Genomic DNA, 17,189 nt, shown 5'->3' with positions numbered 1-17,189 from the left:
AACAGGTGGCCATGGACCTCGACACGTACGTCAAGGGTGTCCTCGGCGGCAAGCGCGCGGTCATCGCCCGTGCCATCACGCTCGTGGAGTCCACCCGGCCGCAGCACCGCGCGCTGGCCCAGGAGTTGCTGACCGAGCTGCTGCCGCACAGCGGGAACGCCCGGCGCATCGGGGTCAGCGGGGTGCCGGGCGTGGGGAAGTCGACGTTCGTCGACGCCTTCGGCAGCATGCTGACGGGACTCGGACACCGGGTGGCGGTGCTGGCCGTCGACCCGTCGTCGAGCCGCACCGGCGGGTCGATCCTGGGCGACAAGACGCGCATGGAGCGGCTGGCCGTGGACCCTGCCGCCTTCGTCCGCCCCTCCCCCACCGCGGGCACGCTCGGCGGGGTCGCGAAGGCCACGCGCGAGTCGATCGTGGTGATGGAGGCGGCCGGCTACGACGTGGTGCTGGTGGAGACCGTGGGGGTGGGCCAGTCCGAGACCGCCGTCGCGAACATGGTCGACTCCTTCCTGCTGCTGACGCTCGCCCGCACGGGGGATCAGCTGCAGGGCATCAAGAAGGGCGTGCTGGAGCTCGCGGACGTGATCGCCGTCAACAAGGCGGACGGGCCGCACGAGCGCGACGCCCGGTCGGCGGCGCGGGAACTGGCGGGCGCGCTGCGGCTGATGCACGGCAAGGGAGCCTTCTGGACGCCTCCGGTGCTGCACTGCAGTGCGCGTGAGGCGACGGGGCTCGACACGGTCTGGGACCGCCTGGAGCACCACCGCGAGCTGCTGGAGAGCACCGGCCGGCTGGCCGGCCGGCGGCGTGATCAGCAGGTGGAGTGGACGTGGACAATGGTGCGCGAGTCGTTGCTGGGCCGGCTGCGCGCCGACCCGGCGGTCGGCGCCCTGGCGCCCGTGCTGGAACGGCAGGTCAGGGACGGCACGTTGACGGCTACCCGGGCGGCGGAGCGGATCCTGGACGCGTTCGGCGGCTGAGCGGGCCGCGGCGGAGGGCCGTGGGCGCGGCGGTGTTCAGCTCACCGGCTGCCCGGTGCGCGACCCGATCGGCGGGGCCCCGGTGTGGTCGCGGGCGCCGGTGATCGGGCAGCCGAGGGTGCCGGCGGCGTCGAAGGCCGGCGCCTTCGGGTCCCGGTAGCCGGCCCAGGCGATCGCCCCGGCCAGCACCGCCAGGCCGCCGGCGACACCGGCGCCGGTGCGGAACGCCGACGCGGAGGCGTCCGCGAGCAACGGTTCCAGCGCCGCGCGCTCGTCGACCGGGAGCGCGGCGGGCGGCTCGTCGGAGAGCGGCCGTTCGCGCACATCGTCGAGTACGGCGTCGTCCGGCGCCTCGATGCCGGCGCGCGCGAGTCCGTCGTCGAGATCCGCGGAGAACTGCACGGAGATGACGACGCCGAGCACCGCGATGGCCATCATGCTGCCGATCCGGGCGAGGGCGTTGTTGATGCCGGAGGCGATCCCGGCCCGGTCGGCGGGCGCGGCGGACATCACGCCGGAGGTGAGCGGCGCGACGAGCATCGCCAGGCCCAGCCCGTGCACCAGGACCGACGGGAGCACGACGGTCCACATCGAGGTCCCGGCCTCGGCGCGCAGCAGCAGGAGCATGCCGAGCCCGGCGAGCAGCGAGCCGCCCGCGATGAAGGGCCGGCCGCCGTGGCGGTCGGCGAGCACGCCGAAGCGCCCGGAGAGCACGAACAGGACGATGATCGGTACGGCGCCCGCGATGCCGGCGGGGGCCGGCCTGTAGCCGAGGTTCTCCTGCAGGAAGAGGATCGTGTACGTGCCGCAGGAGATGAGCGCGCCGTAGAGGACGAACGTCGTGGCGTTGATGGCGGCGAACGCCCGGATTCGGAAGAGCGCGGGCGGCAGCAGCGGGTCACGGGCGCGGCGCTGCCAGGCCAGAAACGCGACGAGCGACGCGAGGCCGGCGACGAGCGCGGCGAGGGTGGGCGGGTCGGCCCAGCCGCTGCGCGGCGCCTGGATGAGGTAGAAGGCCGGCCCGCCGACCGCGGGGACGGCGAGCGTGGCGCCGGTGGCGTCGACGGAGGCGCCGGCCGTGCCGTCACCGGGCGGGGTCGCGCGCAGGATCAGGACGACGACGACCGCGGCGCAGGGCAGTTCGGCCCAGTAGACCGCCCGCCACGACACGGCGTCGATGAGCAGCCCTCCGACGACGGGGCCGGCGATCACGGACAGCCCGCTCCACGCGGACCAGCGGGCTATCGCCCGCGAGCGGTCCGCCTTGCCGAACGCGCCGGTGATGACGGCGAGCACGCTCGGCAGCAGCAACGCGGCGGCGGTGCCCTGCAGCAGCCTGCCGGCGACGAGCACTCCGGCGTTCGGCGCCAGCGCGCACACCAGGGCGGCGGCCCCGAACCCGGCCGTGCCGACGGCGAAGACCAGGCGGCGGCCGTAGACGTCCCCCAGCGCCCCGCCGACGAGGATCAGGCTGCCGACGGCGAGGAGGAACGCGGCGACGATCCACTGCTGCACGGCCATGCCGGCGTCGAGGTCACCGGCGATGGCGGGCAGCGCGACGGTGGTCATCAGGCTGTCCATGCCCACCAGGGACGAGGCCAGCACACAGGCCAGCAGCACCAGGCCCGCCTGGTGCCGGGGTGTTTGCCGTGTGACGGGTCCGGAGGTCATGGCGGTCATACTCCCGCCGGGCCGGTGCAGCGGGCAACGGGCCGACATGCCACGAAAGGGCGCGCCGGACGGCGCCGCCGCGGGGAGCGGCGGCGCGCAGGGCTCGACGCGGAGACCGACGCGGGACGTATCAGACCGGCACGCCTTTGGACTTCAGTAACTCGACAATGCCCGTGACGTTTCCGGCCTCCTGGATTTCCTCATGGGAGACGTCCCTCTCGAAGCGCCGACTCAGCTCCACGGCGACTTCCACCAGCACGAGAGAGTCGAATTCCATGATATCGAAAGAGGTCTGGACGGTGGTTCCCTCCGGTGCCCCGAATTCTGTGGTGAGGAGATCCAGCAGTTCTTCGGCAAGTTGCCGTGTCGACGATGTCACAGGTGAACTCCGTTCCGATCTTCCTTGCTTTCCCTACGTGCGCCGGCCGCGATTCCATCGTTCATGCCGTGACGATTCCCGGCCAGGTGAGTGCGATCGATTCCTACGAAAGTCCGCCGCCGAACGCGGCCGGGACGACAGTGTCCCTTGCCGTCAGTTCACCCGCCGCCACGGCGTCCGTGAGAGCGAGTGGATTGCATGAGCGGCCTCTCCCCCGTACTGACGCCTCTTTCGATGACATATGTTCCGAATCGGCATGGGGGTGCGTCGGACCCTCTGCGCCGACTGCGATGCAGGCTGAGAAATCGTTATCCAGGCAACTGCACCGTAGCCGACGCCCCTTCCCGGCGGCGAGGGAGAATCCATCGGTGAGGCCGCTTCTGCCAATATATTGCTACCGCCGCTCACCCGCGTTTCCGTCGTGTCCGACCAGTACGGTGAACCGGGTGAGCACGACCGAGACCCGGCATTCCGGCCGGTTCGCCCGAACCGGCCGGTCCCGACCGAACCGGGGACTTCACAGCGATGAAGATTGCCATATCCGGCACCTACTCCGCCGGTAAGACGTCGACCGTGATGCCATCTTCGCGCTACCCGGGGATTCCGCGTACGCTCGCGCGCACGATCCGGGGGATCATGCCCGAGACCCTGCCCGGCAAGAAGCCGGCGGACGTGACGCCGGCGGAGTTGCTCCAGCTCGTGACGCGCCGGCACACCGGCCGGGCGGTGGCCGAGACGCTCCTCGGCGGCTGTTTCGTCTCCGACGGGGCGTCTGCACGCCGTGGTCGAGCACGACGACGCAACCACCGAGCAGCAGATTCACCACCGGGCGCTCGTTGTTGACGATGTCGCCCCGGGGCAGCAGCAGCGCGGGGCCGGCAGCGTAGCCGACGCGGCTCGCGACCACGATCAGCGAGGCGGCGTCGCTGCTGACGTCGAAGGTGTCCGCGATCGCGGTCAGCAGCGGCCGGCAGTGGGAGACGCCGGCGACGCCGAAGCCCGCGGCGGCCGCGAAGAGCGTGACCATCGCCTGGGAAAGACCGCCGGGGCCGGGCCGGGCGCGGGCTCGGCCGGTGTGTCGCGCGGTGGCGCGACCCCGTCCGCCTGTCGCTGCACGACTCTTGAGCTGTCCGACCCGTCGATCTAGGATTTTCGAAGAGTCGGATTGAAACGTTTCAACCTGACCTTCGGACACGCCATCCTCGAGCAAGGGACGTGCGATGAGCCACGAGCGCGAGACGAACAACGGAAGTGCATGGAACCGGCGGGCCTTTCTGCGCACCTCCGCAGCCGCCGGCGCGACAGCCGGCGTCATCGGCGTCGGCCAGGGCGCCGTCCCCGTCGCCGCGGCCGGCCGGGACGGCGAACGCGGCGGCGAGGCGGGGCTGCGCGTCGAGCGCACCACGGTCGAGTACGCGCCCTCCCTGCTCGGCACCGACGTCGCCGCACCCCGGCTGAGCTGGGAGCTGTCCGCGCCGGGGAGCGGGGCGCGGCAGAGCGCGTACCAGGTCCGGGTGTCGCTGGACGCCGGCGGCAAGGGTCCCGCGGTGTGGGACTCCGGACGCGTCGCCTCGGCGCAGACCGTCGGCATCCCCTACGGCGGGCCCACGCTGAAGACCCGCACCCGCTACCACTGGCAGGTTCGGGTCTGGGACGGCCGGGGCCGGCAGTCCGACTGGAGCAGGTGGAGCTGGTGGGAGACGGCACTGGCGGACGGCGACTGGCGGGGCCACTGGATCGGCGCCGACGCCGCGCCCGAGCCGCCCGGCTTCACGGGCGCGTCGTGGATCTGGGCCCCCGGCGCCACCCCGCAGGACGCCCCCGCCGGCCCGGTCTGGTTCCGCGCCGCCCTCGATCTGCCCGCCGGGGTCGAGGTGTCGGCGGCACGGATCGTGGCCACCGCCGACGACGACTTCACCCTCTTCCTCGACGGCACGCAGGTGCTGCACGCCCCGCAGCAGACCGACGGCTGGCGCACCGGCCGGCTGGCCGACGTCACCGACGCCGTCCGCGCCGCGGACGGCCGGGTGGTCGTCGCCGTCCGGGCCACCAACCGCGGCGGCGCCTCGGTCAACCCCGGCGGCCTGCTCGTGCGCCTGATGGTGCACCGCGGCGACGACGTCACCGAACTGGTCACCGGTCCCGGCTGGCGCTGCGCGGAGGACGAGCAGGAAGGCTGGCAGCAGCCGGGCTTCGACGACGGCGGCTGGGCCGAGGCGGCGGTGCTCGCACCGTACGGCGAAGGCCCCTGGGGAACCGGAGCGCAGGTGCCCGCCGAGGTGCGGCCGGCGCCGCTGCTGCGCCGCGAGTTCGCCGTCGGCAAGCCGGTGCGGCGCGCCCGCCTCTACATCAGCGGACTCGCGTACTACGACGCCGAGATCAACGGACGCCGCGTCGGCCGGCAGGTGCTCGACCCGGGCTTCACCGACTACGACGAGACCGTGCTGTACGCCGTCCACGACGTCACGGATCTCGTCAGACGGGGCGCCAACGCCATCGGCGTCACCCTCGGCCGCGGCTTCTTCGGCATGACGACGCCCAACGTCTGGAACTGGCACACCCCGCCCTGGCACGGCGAGCCCCGCCTCCTCGCGCAGTTGGAGATTGAGCACCCCGACGGCGCCCGTACCACCGTGGCCACCGACGGCGGTTGGCGCCTCACCGACGGCCCCACCCGCTCCGACTCCCTCTACGCCGGCGAGACCTACGACGCCCGCGAGCACCCCGCGGGCTGGACCGAGGCGGGCTTCGACGACGCCGGCTGGGCGGCCCCCGCCCGCCAGGAGCCGCCCAAGGGGGCGCTGCGCGCCCAGCCCCACGACGCGATCCGCGTCATCGACACCGTCCGGCCGACGGCCGTCACCGCCCACGGCGACACCTGGATCGTCGACATGGGCCGCACCCTGGCCGGCTGGTCACGGCTTTCCGTCCGGGCCCCGGCGGGCACCGTCGTACGGCTCGTGCACGGCGAGAAGCTCAAGGCCGACGGCAGCGTGCACGCCGAGACCGGCCATGTGCCGGGCCGCTTCCAGACCGACGAGTACGTCTGCGCCGGCGGCGGGTCCGCGGAGGTGTGGGAGCCCCGGTTCTCCTACAAGGGCTTCCGCTACGTGCAGATCAGCGGGCTGCCCGCGAAGCCGGATCCCGGCGACGTGCTCGGCCGGGTCGTCCACACGCCGGTGGCCGACACCGGGACGTTCGCCTGTTCCGAGCCGTTCTACGAGCAACTGGAGCGGGCCATGCGCCGCACCGTGCAGAACAACCTGCACGGCATCCCCACCGACACCCCGATGTACGAGAAGAACGGCTGGACCGGCGACGCGCAGGTGGGCGCGCCCGTGATGATGTTCGCCCTGGGCATGCACCGGATGCTCGGCAAGTGGCTGGACGACCTCCGCGACAGCCAGAACGCCGCCGGCCAGTTGCCCGTGATCGTGCCCAGCGGCGGCTGGGGTTACCACGACCTCGGCCCGTCGCCGGAGTGGACGACGGTCTACCCGTTCCTCATCCGGGAGATGTACCGGGTGTACGGCGACGAGCGCGTCGTTCACGACCACCTGCCGGCGCTGACCCGCTATCTGGACTGGGAGCTGGACCGGCTGGTGGACGGGCTGGCGGTCACCGCGCTCGGCGACTACCTGCCGCCCGGCTACGGCGGCAACCCGCCCGAGGACACACGCCTGACCGCCACCTCCTATCTGTACCGGGCGCTCACCGACACCGCGGCGATGGCGGAAGTCGCCGGCGAGACCGGCACCCGGGACCGCTATCTCGCCGCCGCGGACGGTCTCAAGGAGGCGCTGAACGCCGCGTTCCTGGCGCCCGAGGGGCACTACCGCACGGCGAAGGACCCGGACTACCGGCAGACGAACAACTGCATCCCGCTGGCCTTCGGCCTGGTGCCGGCGGGGGCGCGGGCGAGCGTCACCGCGTCGCTGCTCGCGGACATCGAGGAGCGCGGCAACCACCTCAACACCGGCGCGCTGGGCACCAGCGTGCTGCTGCGGGCCCTGACCGCCGAGGGCCACGGCGACGTCGCCCACGCCATCGCGACCCAGCGCACGTACCCGAGCTGGGGCTACTGGTTCGACAACGGCGCGGACACGATGTGGGAGATGTGGCAGCTCGACTCACGCTCGCGGGACCACTACTTCCAGGGCACGGTCGTGCAGTGGCTGTACGAGAACGTGGCCGGCCTGCGGCCGGGCGACGCCGGCTACCGCACGTTCTCCGTACGCCCGGACGCGCGCACCGGGGTGGACTGGGCGCGCACAGAGCTGCACACGGTGCGCGGGCCGGCAGCCGTGTCGTGGTCGCGGATCGACGCGACGGTGCGCCTGACGGTCCGGGTACCGGTGGGGTCGACCGCCGAGGTGCACGTGCCGAGCGCCTCGCGCGCGGACGTACGGGAGCCGGAGGGCGCCGAGTTCGTCCGGGCCGAGCCCGGCTTCGTGCTGTACCGGGTGCCGCACGGCTCGTGGACGTTCACCGGGAAGCCGTGACAGAAGCCGCGGATTGAAACCATTCAGTGCGGGGCGGCGGCATGCGGCATGCCGCCGCCCCGGCAACGCCCGTGCCCGCGGCGGTCGTTGACACCTCCGGTGCGGCTCCTTACCGTGAGCGGCGATTCCAACGATGTAATAGCGCGTGCAGCTCATCCCCCACCGCGGCCGGCCCGTGCCGCCGCCCGGAGTCCGCTCCCGGAAGGAGCTTCCGTGTCCCCGCGCCCCGCCCGCGCCGCCACCGCCGCGGCCGCCGTCCTCGCCGCCGTCGCCGCCTTCGCCGTCCCCGGCTCGTCCGCCGCCGCGGGCCCCGGGCCCGCCGCCGCCCCCGGCCCGCCGGTTCTCGACGCGAACTTCGCCGACCCGGACGTCGTCAAGGCGGGCGACATGTACCACGCCTACGCCACCAACGGCGCCGGCAGGAACATCCAGCACGCCACCTCCACCGACCTGGCCTCCTGGTCGCTGGACGGCGCCGACGTGCTGCCCCGGCTGGGCGACTGGGCGGCGCCGAACAGCGGGCTGGTCTGGGCGCCCGAGGTCTTCGACAACGGGGCCGGCTTCACCATGCACTACACCGCACGCGACCTGGCCAGCGACAAGCAGTGCATCGGTGTCGCCCTGGCGGCGACCCCGGCAGGCCCGTTCGAACCCACGGGCGACGGCCCGCTGGTCTGCCCCGCCGATCAGGGCGGCGCCATCGACGCCTCCAGCTACACCGAGGGCGGGCAGCGCTACATGCTCTGGAAGAACGACGGAAACTGCTGCAGTCAGGACACCTGGCTGCACCTCCAGCCCGTCAACGCGAACGGCACGGCCACCACGGGTCCGGCGTCGCGGCTCATCCGCCAGGACCGGCCCTGGGAGGGCAACGTCATCGAGGCCCCGACTCTCGTCAAGCGCGGCGGCACGTACGTCCTGCTGTACTCCGCGGACTTCTACGACGGCGAGCGCTACAAGACGAGTTACGCCGTCGCCGGCAGCCTCACCGGCCCGTACACCAAGGCGTTCAACCCGCTGATGACCACCGACACCTTCTCCGGCGCCGTCATCGGCCCCGGCGGACAGGACGTCGTCACCGGCCCGGACGGCAAGGACCGGATCCTCTTCCACGGCTGGAGCGCGGACCACTCGCGGCGCTCGATGTACGCGGCCGGCATCGGCTGGGCGAACGGGTACCCGGTCGTGGACGGCAGCAAGGTGCTCTACCAGGCGGAGAACGCCACCGTGCACAACGCCACCGTCCGCGACGCCGCCGGCGCGCTCGACGGCAAGGCCGTCGGACACATCGACTTCCCCGACAGCTACGTGGAGTTCTCCGTCTTCACCCCCGCGGCCGGTGCGCACACCCTGTCCGTCCGCTACGGCAACGGCTCCCTCGACGGCTCGGCCCAGGTGGCCTCGACACACACGCTGACGGTCAACGGCGCCGCCGCCGGCGCGGTGAACTACCCGTTCACCGGCTGGGACAACTGGACCACGGTCGAGCAACAGGTCCAGCTCGTCGAGGGGTGGAACACCATCCGCCTCGGCAAGGGCGCGTTCTTCGCCGAGCTGGACAGCATCGAGATCGCCTGAGTCCCGGCGCCGGGCCTCGCTTCCGGGGTCGCGTGCCCGCTGTTCGCCCCGGGGCCCGGCGCGGGTCGGCCTCGCGATGCGCTCCGGACCGTGACATGGCAGGCGCCTGCCACGCCGGGGCGCCGCCGGCGGACAGGCCGATTCCCAGGGGGGCGCGGGTGCTACCGGCGGACGCGACCGGCTACAAGAACGTGTCCACCGGCCCGGCTGAGCGCGGCCCCCAGCTCGGGCGGGCAGGGCCGGTCGGTGATCAGGGTGTCGAACCCGTTCAGCTCGCAGACGCGATGCGCCGCCGTGCGGCCCAGCTTGCCGGAGTCGGCGAGCACGCAGCGGTGGGAGGAGCCGGCGAGTATGACGCGCTTGGTGGCGACCTCGTCCAGGTGGAAGTCGGTCAGGCCGTACGCGGAGACGCCCCCGGAGCCGAGGAAGGCGGCGTCGGCGCGCAGGTTGCCGAAGAACTCCACTGCCTGGGCGTTGGAGCAGGCCAGATCGCCCGCACGCAGCCGCCCGCCGCTGACCAGTACCTCGACCCCGGGACGGGTGCTGACTTCCGCGGCCACGAGCAGGGAGGGGGTGGCGACGACACCCACATGGCCGGCGGGCAGGGCGCGCGCCACCTCCAGGGCGGTGGTGCCGACGTCGATGACGACGGTCTGGTGTGGCTTGATCAGGGCTGCCGCGGCTTTGCCGATGGCCACCTTCTCGTCGGCGCGGGTGCCGCTGCGTTCGGCGAAGGACGCCTCCTCCCCGACCGGCTCGTGACGACTGGTGGCGCCGCCGTGGACCCGGGAGAGTGCGCCACGCCGTTCGAGGAGGGCCAGGTCCCTGCGGACCGTCTCCTGGGACACACCGAGCAGGGTGGTGAGGTCGTCGGTGGTGACGAACGTGCGCCGGGAGATCTCGGCGACGATCGTGCGGTGTCGCTCGGCAGCGAGCACGACTCACCCCTTGGATAGGTGACCGTTTCTGTGGAGCCGTGACTGCATCCTAAGGTTGCGTCCACCGGGCTCCGGGCCGAACCGCCCCGCCTCGGCGCCGACGACACCCCTCGGCCTCCCTTGACTAGGGAGGTACGGCAGATCCACAATCGCAGGAATCCTCGGTCAGAAATCCACATAAACGGTCGTCAGGGTCGGGGCCGCGGCCAAGGGAGATCACACATGCCCGTCACCCCCCGGCGCCCGCGCGACGGCGTCTTCGACGTCGCGGTGATCGGCGGAGGCATCGTCGGCGCGGCCATCGCACGCGATCTGTCGGGACACGACCTCGCCGTCGCCCTGCTCGAAGCCCGCGACGATGTCGGCGACGGCACCAGCAAGGCCAACACCGCCATCCTCCACACCGGCTTCGACGCCGAGCCCGGCTCGCTCGAATCGAAGCTGGTCGCCCGGGGCTGCCGGCTGCTGGGTGCCTACGCCGGGGCCACCGGCATCCCCGTGGAACGCACCGGAGCCCTCCTGGTGGCCTGGACCGGCGAAGAACTCCGGGCTCTGCCCGCGCTGAAAAAGAAGGCCGAAGCCAACGGCTACGAGCACTGCCGGATCGTCGGCGCCGACGACGTCCACCGGGTCCTGCCCGACCTCGGCGAGGGCGCACTGGGCGGTCTGAGCGTCCCGGACGAGGCCATCATCTGCACCTGGACCACCAACCTCGCGCTGGCCACCGACGCACTGCGGCGCGGCACCACCCTGCTGCTCCGGCACGCGGTCACCGGCATCGACGCGGGAGACGAGGTGACCACCCTGCACACGGCGGCCGGTGAGGTACGGGCTCGCTGGGTCGTCAACGCGGCCGGTCTCGGGGCCGACCACATCGACCGGCTCCTCGGCCACGACCGCTTCACGGTCACCCCCCGCCGCGGCGAACTCCTCGTCTTCGACAAGCAGGCCCGTCCGCTCGCCGACAAGATCATCCTCCCCGTGCCCACGTCCCGGGGCAAGGGCGTACTCATCGCCCCGACCGTCTACGGCAACGTGATGCTCGGTCCCACCGCCGAGGACCTCACCGACCGCACCGCGACGGCCACGTCGGAAGAGGGGTTCGGCTTCCTCCTCGCCAAGGGCGGACGCCTGATGCCGCGGCTGCTCACCGAGGAGGTCACCGCCGCCTACGCGGGCCTGCGCGCCGCGATCGACCACCCCGACTACCTCATCGAGGCCACCCCGCGGCAGCGCTACGTCCTCGTCGGCGGCATCCGCTCCACGGGGCTGACCGCGGGCATGGCCATCGCCGAGCACGTCCGCGGGCTGCTGGCGGAGGCCGGCCTGACCATGCGGCCCCGCGGCACACTGCCCGACCCGCCGCGGATGCCCAACCTCGGGGAGGTTTTCCCGCGCCCGTACCAGGACGCCGGCCTCATCGCCCGCGACCCCGCCTACGGCACCGTCATCTGCTTCTGCGAACGGGTCACCGAAGGTGAGATCCGCGACGCCTGCCATGCCGCCCTCCCCGCCCGGACCCTGGGCGGTCTGCGCCGCAGGACCCGCGCCATGAACGGCCGCTGCCAGGGCTTCTACTGCGGCGCAGCCGTCGCCGCGCTGTTCGAGCGGCACCGCATCCACGACGGCCGTCACAGCGGGGACGAACGATGACCCACCAGCCGCTTCCGACCACCCCCGACGTGCTCGTGATCGGCGCCGGCCCCGCCGGGCTGACAGCCGCCGCCGAGCTGGCCGCCCACGGCGGCGGGAAGGTGCTGGTCGTCGACCGGGAGCCGGACGCGGGCGGCGTCCCCCGGCACAGCGCTCACACCGGCTACGGGATGCGTGATCTGCGCCGGGTGATGTCCGGCCCCGCGTACGCCCGCCGTCTCGTCGGCCGGGCCGCCGCGGCCGGAGCCGAGATCCGCACGCGTACCACCGTGACCGGCTGGTCCGACGGCGATGCGGTCGAGGTCACCGGCCCCGAGGGCCGCTACCGCATCCGTGCCCGGGCGATCGTGCTGGCCACCGGGGCGCGGGAGCGCCCCCGCACGGCACGCCTCATCCCCGGGGACCGCCCCGACGGCGTCCTCACCACCGGCCAGTTGCAGAATCTCGTTCACCTGCACCACCGGACCGTCGGCAAACGCGCCGTGATCGTCGGCGGTGAACTCGTGAGCTGGTCCGCGGTCCTCACCCTCCGCGAAGCCGGCTGCGTCCCCGCCCTGATGATCAGCGAACACCCCAGGGCGGAGTCCTACGGCGCGTTCAACGCCGCCGGGCGCACGGCGCTGCGCGTGCCCGTGGCCACCCGCACCCGCGTCACCCGCATCATCGGCGGGAGCCGCTGCGAGGCCGTGGAGATCGAGCATCTCGGCACACGCCGCCGCCGCACAGTGGCGTGCGACACGGTGGTCTTCACCGGCGACTGGATCCCGGACCACGAACTGGCCCGCGCCGCCGGCCTCGCCCTCGACGTCCGCACCCTCGATCCTCTCACGGACACCGCCCTGCGCACCAGCCGGCCCGGGGTCTACGCCGCCGGCAACCTCCTGCACCCGGTGGACACCGCGGCCGTCGCCGCCCTCGACGGCCGCCACGTGGCCGAACAGGTCCGCCGCCACCTGCGCGGCGAAAGCCGGCCTGCCGAGGGCGTCCGCCTGATCGCGGAGGCGCCGTTCCGCTGGATCGCCCCCCAGCTCCTGCGTCCCGGCGATCCGGCACCACCCCGCGGCCGGCTGCTGCTGTGGGCGGACACCTTCATCCGCTTCCCCAGGATCACCGTCCGGCAGGACGGAAGGACCGTCACCGTCCGCCGGCTCCCCTGGCCGGCCGCCCCCGGCCGCGCCTTCCGGATCCCCTCCACCGTGCTCAACGGCGTTTCGCCCACGGGCGGGCCGGTTCGGATCGGGGTGCAGCAGCCGTAGCGCGGCGGCGCCCACGGCGGGGGTGCCCGTGACCGACACTGGTGCCATGGAAGATCAGGTACGCGAGGTCATGGCGCTGGCCGAGGACGTGCTCGGCCCCGAGATCGCCGGCGCCTACCTGCACGGCTCCGCCGTCCTCGGCGGTCTCCGCCCGGCCAGTGACCTGGACGTGCTCGTCGTCGCCCGCCGGTCCCTGACCGATGATGAGCGGCGCGCGCTCCTCGACGGGCTGCTGCGGTTGTCCGGCTTCACCGGCGGACTGCGTCCGGTGGAGCTGACGGTGGTCGTGCAGTCCGCGGTCCGGCCGTGGCGCTACCCGCCGGCCTGCGACTTCCTCTACGGGGAGTGGCTGCGCGAGGAGTTCGAGGCGGACGGGCCGCCGCGGCCCGGGACCGTGCCCGACCTGGCGATCGTGCTCACGATGGTGCTGGCCGGCGACCACCCGCTGACCGGGCCGCCGCCCGCGCGGCTCCTGGATCCGGTGCCGTACGAGGACGTGGTCCGCGCCGCCACGGCCGGCGTCCCGGAGCTGCTGGCGGGGTTGGCCGAGGACACCCGCAACGTCCTGCTCACGCTGGCGCGGATCTGGAGCACGCTGGCCACCGGGGGGATCCGTGCCAAGGACGCCGCCGCCGCGTGGGCACTCGCCCGGCTGCCGCCGGAGCACCGGCCGGTGCTGGAACATGCGCGGCGGCTGTACCTCGGCAGCCGGTACACGGAGGAGAGCTGGAGCGGGGAACTGAGGGCGCGGGCGCGTCCGCACGCGGAGTACGTGGCCGCCGAGATCGGGAAGCTGTCCCGGACCTGACCGGCCGCGCCCCTCATCCGCGGCGGTGGCTGCCCGGGGTCGTGCCGTAGGCACGGCGGTAGACGTCGATGAAGGCGCTCGCCGAGGACCAGCCGCAGCGGTGCGCGACCGTCGTCACCGGCACGTCGTCGGCGAGCAGCCGCAGCGCGTGGTAGAGGCGCACCTGTGTGCGCCACTGCGGGAACGTCATGCCGGTCTCGCGGCGGAAGAGGCGGCTGAGTGTCCGCTCCCCCGCACCCGCGGCCCGGCCCAGGGCGGCCAGCGTGCGCTGGTCGGCGGGCTCGGCGTGCAGCAGGTCGCAGACGGCGGCGAGCCGCGGGTCGGCCGGCGCGGGCAGCGGCACGGGCTGGTGCCCCGAGACGGCGGCCGCGGCGTGGAGTTGGTCCAGCAGGACGGTGCGCAGCCGCTGCCCCTCGGGGGTGTCGTCGTACGGCTCACGGGTGCGGGCGAGGATCAGCTCGCGCAGCAGCGGGCTGACGGCCAGGACGCCGGGAGCGCCGAGCCCGAGGGGGTCGGTCGCCGCGGGCACGCCGACGAGGTGCAGGTGGAGGTGGCCGTACGCGCGGTGGGCATGAACGCAGCCCGCGGGCACCCACAGCGCGCGGGTGCCGGGGGCGAACCAGGTGCCCGCGTCGGTGGTGACGGCGACCACGCCGGAGCCGGCGTAGATGAGTTGGTGGTCGTCGTGCCGGTGCGCGTCGATGCGCTCGCCGGCGACGAGCGTCCTGGCCCGCGTGGGCGCCTCGGGGGCGTGGCGGATATCCGGCATGGATTGGCATTTTATCGGAAGTTCGCCAGCGCTGGCTCGGTGACGATCGGGGGATGCCCGAGCCACGCGCCGCCCGTTTCCGGCCTTTGACGCTGCTGTCCGTGGGGCACGCCTGCGTGGACGTGTACCAGGGGGCGGTGGCGGCGCTGGTGCCGTTCTTCGTCGCGGAACGGGCGTATTCGTACGCCGCGGCCTCCGGTGTCGTTCTGGCGGCCTCGCTGCTCTCGTCGGTGGTGCAGCCGCTGTTCGGGGTGCTGACCGACCGGCGCCCGCTGCCGTGGCTGCTGCCGGTGAGCACGCTGACGGCCGGTGCGGGCGTGGCGATGGCCGGGGTGTCGGGCTCGTACGCCGCGACCCTTGCGGTGGTCGCGCTCTCCGGCGTCGGGGTCGCCGCCTACCATCCGGAGGCCGCGCGGGTGGCGCGGCGGGCGAGCGGGGGCAGCCACACCGCGATGGGATGGTTCTCCCTCGGCGGCAACCTCGGCTTCGCCACCGCTCCCCCGCTGGTGGCCGCCGTCGCCGCGGCCGGCGGGCTGCGGGCCTCGCCGCTGCTGGTGCTGCCGGCGCTGGCGGGAGCCGGGCTGTGCGCCGCCGCACTGCGCGCGCTGCGGCCGTACGCGCCGGCGGTGCCGGCGGACGGTGCGGGCCCGGCGGGTGCGGCCCCGGCCCGGGACGACTGGGCGTCCTTCGCGTGGCTGACCGGGGCGGTGGTGTGCCGGTCGGTGGTGTTCGTGGGGCTGAGCGCGTTCGTCTCGCTGTACGTGCCCGGCCGCACCGCGGGCGGTACGGCGGCGGGTACCGCGGCGCTGTTCGTGCTCTATCTGGGCGGTGCGGTGGGCACGGTGGCGGGCGGGCGGCTCGCGTCCCGGTTCGGGCGGCTGCCGGTGGTGCGGTGGTCGTACGCGCTGACCGGCCCGGCGGTCGCCGGGGTGGTGTTCGTGCCGGGGCCCGCGGTCTTCGTCTTCGTGGCCCTCACCTCCGCCGGGCTGTACGTGCCGTTCTCGCTGCACATCACGCTCGGCCAGGACTATCTGCCCCGGCACGTCGGCACCGCGGGCGGCGTCACTCTGGGCCTGGCGGTCAGCGCGGGCGGGCTGGCGGGCCCGCTCATCGGGGCGCTCGCCGACGCGACTTCGCTGACCGTGGCGCTGAGCCCGCTGATCGTCCTGCCGGCGGTGGGTCTGTTGTTGCTGGGCTCGCTGGGTGAGCCCGGTACGCACCGCTGAACTGCCGCCGTCCGCGGGACAGTCGGGCGGGCGGAACCCGGGGAGGGAGGCCGGCGGCAGTCCCGGGCCGGATCTCCCCGGCCCACAATGGTTAGGTTTGCCTGACTTTCATACTGGGTTGCCGGCGGGGGCGGAGTCCGCCTGACGGAGGTGCGCCGCCGGGGCGTAATCCGGTGGCGCCGCCGGGGGTGCTGAGGCAGGGTGCGGCCATGACCTCGGTAGTGCAGAACATCGCGATCGACTGTGCGGACGCCTACGGGCTGTCGCTCCTCTGGAGCCGGGTGACCGGCAGCCCGGTCCATCCGGAGGACGGACCGGGCTCGCCGGAGACGCAGGTGCTGCTGCCCGAGGGCCCCGTCCTGCACTTCAACCAGGTGCCGGAGCCCAAGACCGGCAAGAACCGGATCCACCTGTGCCTGCGCCCCGAGACCCGGCGCGAGGAGGAGGTGGAGCGGCTGCTCGGCCTCGGCGCCACGTTCGTCGCCGACCACCGCAACCCGGACGGCACCGGCTGGGCCGTCCTCGCCGACCCGGAAGGCAACGAGTTCTGCGTACTGCGCAGCGCGGCCGAGCGCGCGGCGACCCGGCCCTGAGCCGCCGTACGCCTCAGCCGTCCCCTTCCCCGGCCCCGTTCCCGTCCTCCGCGCCGATCGGGCGGAGGTGGCGCAGCAGCACCGCGAGGGCCGCGTAGAGCCCGGCGGCAAGCGGCGGCCGTGCCGCGCCCGTGACCGGCGCGGCGTGCGCTACGCCCCGGGCTCCCGGCTCACCGCGACCGCCGCCTTCAGATCCGCCCAGAACTCCGGCCGCGGCGCGATGCGGTGGCCGAGGCGGTAGACCGTCGTGCGGGACCGGCCGCGCACCCGCAGGTGCACGTCGGACGGGCCGGGATGGGCCTGGAGCACCGCCTTGAGCCGGCCCACGGACTCGGGCGTGACCTGGGCCTCGGTGATGTCGAGGCGGACCGGGGCGCGCTCGCCCGCGGCGCTGAGATCGGGGACGGTGAGTTCCATGGCGACCAGCCGGGGCACGTCCTCCCGCTTGTCGAGCCGTCCCTTGACGAAGACGATCGCGTCCTCGACGAGTTGGGTGGAGACCAACTGATACGTGGCCGGAAAGAACATGCAGTCGATCGAGCCGCCGAGGTCCTCGACGGTGGCGATGGCCCAGGCGTTGCCCTGCTTGGTCATCTTGCGCTGCAGCCCCGAGATGATGCCGCCGATGGTGACGATGGCGCCGTCGGCGTGGTCGCCGCCGTTGAGCGCGGCGATGGAGGCGTCGGCCTTGTCACCCAGCACGTGCTCGATGCCGAAGAGCGGGTGGTCGGAGACGTAGAGGCCGAGCATCTCCCGCTCCTGGGCGAGCAGATAGGACTTCTCCCACTCCTCGTCCGCGAACTGCACGTCGAGCCCGAAGCCCGGCTCGTCCG

Annotated in this window: 14 protein-coding genes; 9 read left to right on the top strand and 5 right to left on the bottom strand. The window is 73.5% G+C overall.

The window, feature by feature from the left end; translation table 11 throughout:
* Nucleotides 1-5: 5 nt before the first annotated feature.
* A complete protein-coding gene (gene meaB / locus I003_RS0126110) occupies nucleotides 6-983 on the top strand; it encodes a methylmalonyl Co-A mutase-associated GTPase MeaB (RefSeq protein WP_027774201.1) in 978 nt (325 codons plus the stop codon).
* 36 nt (nucleotides 984-1,019) lie between these two features.
* On the opposite strand, the gene I003_RS33270 is transcribed toward meaB, so the two are convergent.
* Both I003_RS33270 and I003_RS0126100 read right to left on the bottom strand, forming a co-directional pair.
* Nucleotides 1,020-2,654, bottom strand: a complete 1,635-nt coding sequence (locus I003_RS33270) for an MFS transporter (protein WP_051368488.1) — start codon at nucleotides 2,652-2,654, stop codon at nucleotides 1,020-1,022.
* 130 nt (nucleotides 2,655-2,784) lie between these two features.
* A complete protein-coding gene (locus I003_RS0126100; protein WP_027774200.1) occupies nucleotides 2,785-3,033 on the bottom strand; it encodes an acyl carrier protein in 249 nt (82 codons plus the stop codon).
* A gap of 781 nt (nucleotides 3,034-3,814) precedes the next feature.
* Between I003_RS0126100 and I003_RS0126090 the strand changes: the two genes are divergently transcribed.
* From I003_RS0126090 to I003_RS0126080, 3 genes are all read left to right on the top strand, one after another.
* Nucleotides 3,815-4,180, top strand: coding sequence for a hypothetical protein (locus tag I003_RS0126090; protein ID WP_027774199.1), 366 nt, complete (start codon nucleotides 3,815-3,817; stop codon nucleotides 4,178-4,180).
* A gap of 73 nt (nucleotides 4,181-4,253) precedes the next feature.
* Nucleotides 4,254-7,535: a family 78 glycoside hydrolase catalytic domain gene (locus tag I003_RS0126085; RefSeq protein WP_027774198.1), complete on the top strand. Its 3,282-nt coding sequence runs from the start codon at nucleotides 4,254-4,256 to the stop codon at nucleotides 7,533-7,535.
* A 213-nt stretch (nucleotides 7,536-7,748) separates the two neighbouring features.
* A complete protein-coding gene (locus I003_RS0126080; RefSeq protein WP_037721759.1) occupies nucleotides 7,749-9,113 on the top strand; it encodes a family 43 glycosylhydrolase in 1,365 nt (454 codons plus the stop codon).
* A 161-nt stretch (nucleotides 9,114-9,274) separates the two neighbouring features.
* Here the strand turns inward: I003_RS0126080 and I003_RS0126075 are convergent, their stop codons facing one another.
* Nucleotides 9,275-10,051 carry a DeoR/GlpR family DNA-binding transcription regulator gene (locus I003_RS0126075; RefSeq protein WP_027774196.1) on the bottom strand — a complete coding sequence of 259 codons (777 nt, stop codon included), beginning with the start codon at nucleotides 10,049-10,051 and terminating at the stop codon, nucleotides 9,275-9,277.
* A gap of 222 nt (nucleotides 10,052-10,273) precedes the next feature.
* On the opposite strand from I003_RS0126075, the gene I003_RS33265 reads away from it, so the two are divergent.
* From I003_RS33265 to I003_RS0126060, 3 genes are read left to right on the top strand one after another with little or no spacing between them, the layout of a single operon-like run.
* On the top strand, nucleotides 10,274-11,704 hold the full coding sequence (locus tag I003_RS33265) for an NAD(P)/FAD-dependent oxidoreductase (RefSeq protein ID WP_051368486.1): 1,431 nt from the start codon (nucleotides 10,274-10,276) through the stop codon (nucleotides 11,702-11,704).
* Nucleotides 11,701-12,960, top strand: coding sequence for an FAD-dependent oxidoreductase (locus I003_RS0126065; RefSeq protein ID WP_027774195.1), 1,260 nt, complete (start codon nucleotides 11,701-11,703; stop codon nucleotides 12,958-12,960). The genes I003_RS33265 and I003_RS0126065 overlap by 4 nt, the downstream gene beginning before the upstream one ends.
* A 46-nt stretch (nucleotides 12,961-13,006) precedes the next feature.
* Nucleotides 13,007-13,768: an aminoglycoside adenylyltransferase family protein gene (locus I003_RS0126060; RefSeq protein WP_027774194.1), complete on the top strand. Its 762-nt coding sequence runs from the start codon at nucleotides 13,007-13,009 to the stop codon at nucleotides 13,766-13,768.
* Between the two features lie 13 nt (nucleotides 13,769-13,781).
* Here I003_RS0126060 and I003_RS0126055 read toward each other — a convergent pair whose 3' ends face one another.
* Nucleotides 13,782-14,537, bottom strand: coding sequence for a helix-turn-helix domain-containing protein (locus I003_RS0126055; RefSeq protein ID WP_027774193.1), 756 nt, complete (start codon nucleotides 14,535-14,537; stop codon nucleotides 13,782-13,784).
* A gap of 53 nt (nucleotides 14,538-14,590) precedes the next feature.
* Here I003_RS0126055 and I003_RS0126050 point away from each other — a divergent pair, with 53 nt between their 5' ends.
* Together I003_RS0126050 and I003_RS0126045 are read left to right on the top strand one after the other, a co-directional pair.
* Nucleotides 14,591-15,763: an MFS transporter gene (locus I003_RS0126050; protein ID WP_027774192.1), complete on the top strand. Its 1,173-nt coding sequence runs from the start codon at nucleotides 14,591-14,593 to the stop codon at nucleotides 15,761-15,763.
* A 209-nt stretch (nucleotides 15,764-15,972) separates the two neighbouring features.
* Nucleotides 15,973-16,356 carry a VOC family protein gene (locus I003_RS0126045; protein ID WP_027774191.1) on the top strand — a complete coding sequence of 128 codons (384 nt, stop codon included), beginning with the start codon at nucleotides 15,973-15,975 and terminating at the stop codon, nucleotides 16,354-16,356.
* A gap of 150 nt (nucleotides 16,357-16,506) precedes the next feature.
* Here I003_RS0126045 and I003_RS33260 read toward each other — a convergent pair.
* On the bottom strand, nucleotides 16,507-17,189 hold a 683-nt coding region (locus I003_RS33260; protein WP_037721757.1), incomplete at its 5' end, for an OB-fold nucleic acid binding domain-containing protein.

It is taken from the genome of Streptomyces sp. CNQ329, assembly GCF_000482585.1.
Note: the sequence above shows the minus strand (reverse complement) of the source record. Positions and strands in the feature narration are given on the sequence as shown.

What these genes read in the sequence shown, in the direction of transcription:
- I003_RS33270 (WP_051368488.1), bottom strand. Translation starts at nt 2,654, where the DNA reads ATGACCTCCGGACCCGTCACACGGCAAACACCCCGGCACCAGGCGGGC.
- I003_RS0126085 (WP_027774198.1), top strand. Translation starts at nt 4,254, where the DNA reads ATGAGCCACGAGCGCGAGACGAACAACGGAAGTGCATGGAACCGGCGG.
- I003_RS33265 (WP_051368486.1), top strand. Translation starts at nt 10,274, where the DNA reads ATGCCCGTCACCCCCCGGCGCCCGCGCGACGGCGTCTTCGACGTCGCG.
- I003_RS0126045 (WP_027774191.1), top strand. Translation starts at nt 15,973, where the DNA reads ATGACCTCGGTAGTGCAGAACATCGCGATCGACTGTGCGGACGCCTAC.
- I003_RS0126050 (WP_027774192.1), top strand. Translation starts at nt 14,591, where the DNA reads ATGCCCGAGCCACGCGCCGCCCGTTTCCGGCCTTTGACGCTGCTGTCC.
- I003_RS0126060 (WP_027774194.1), top strand. Translation starts at nt 13,007, where the DNA reads ATGGAAGATCAGGTACGCGAGGTCATGGCGCTGGCCGAGGACGTGCTC.
- I003_RS0126055 (WP_027774193.1), bottom strand. Translation starts at nt 14,537, where the DNA reads ATGCCGGATATCCGCCACGCCCCCGAGGCGCCCACGCGGGCCAGGACG.
- I003_RS0126065 (WP_027774195.1), top strand. Translation starts at nt 11,701, where the DNA reads ATGACCCACCAGCCGCTTCCGACCACCCCCGACGTGCTCGTGATCGGC.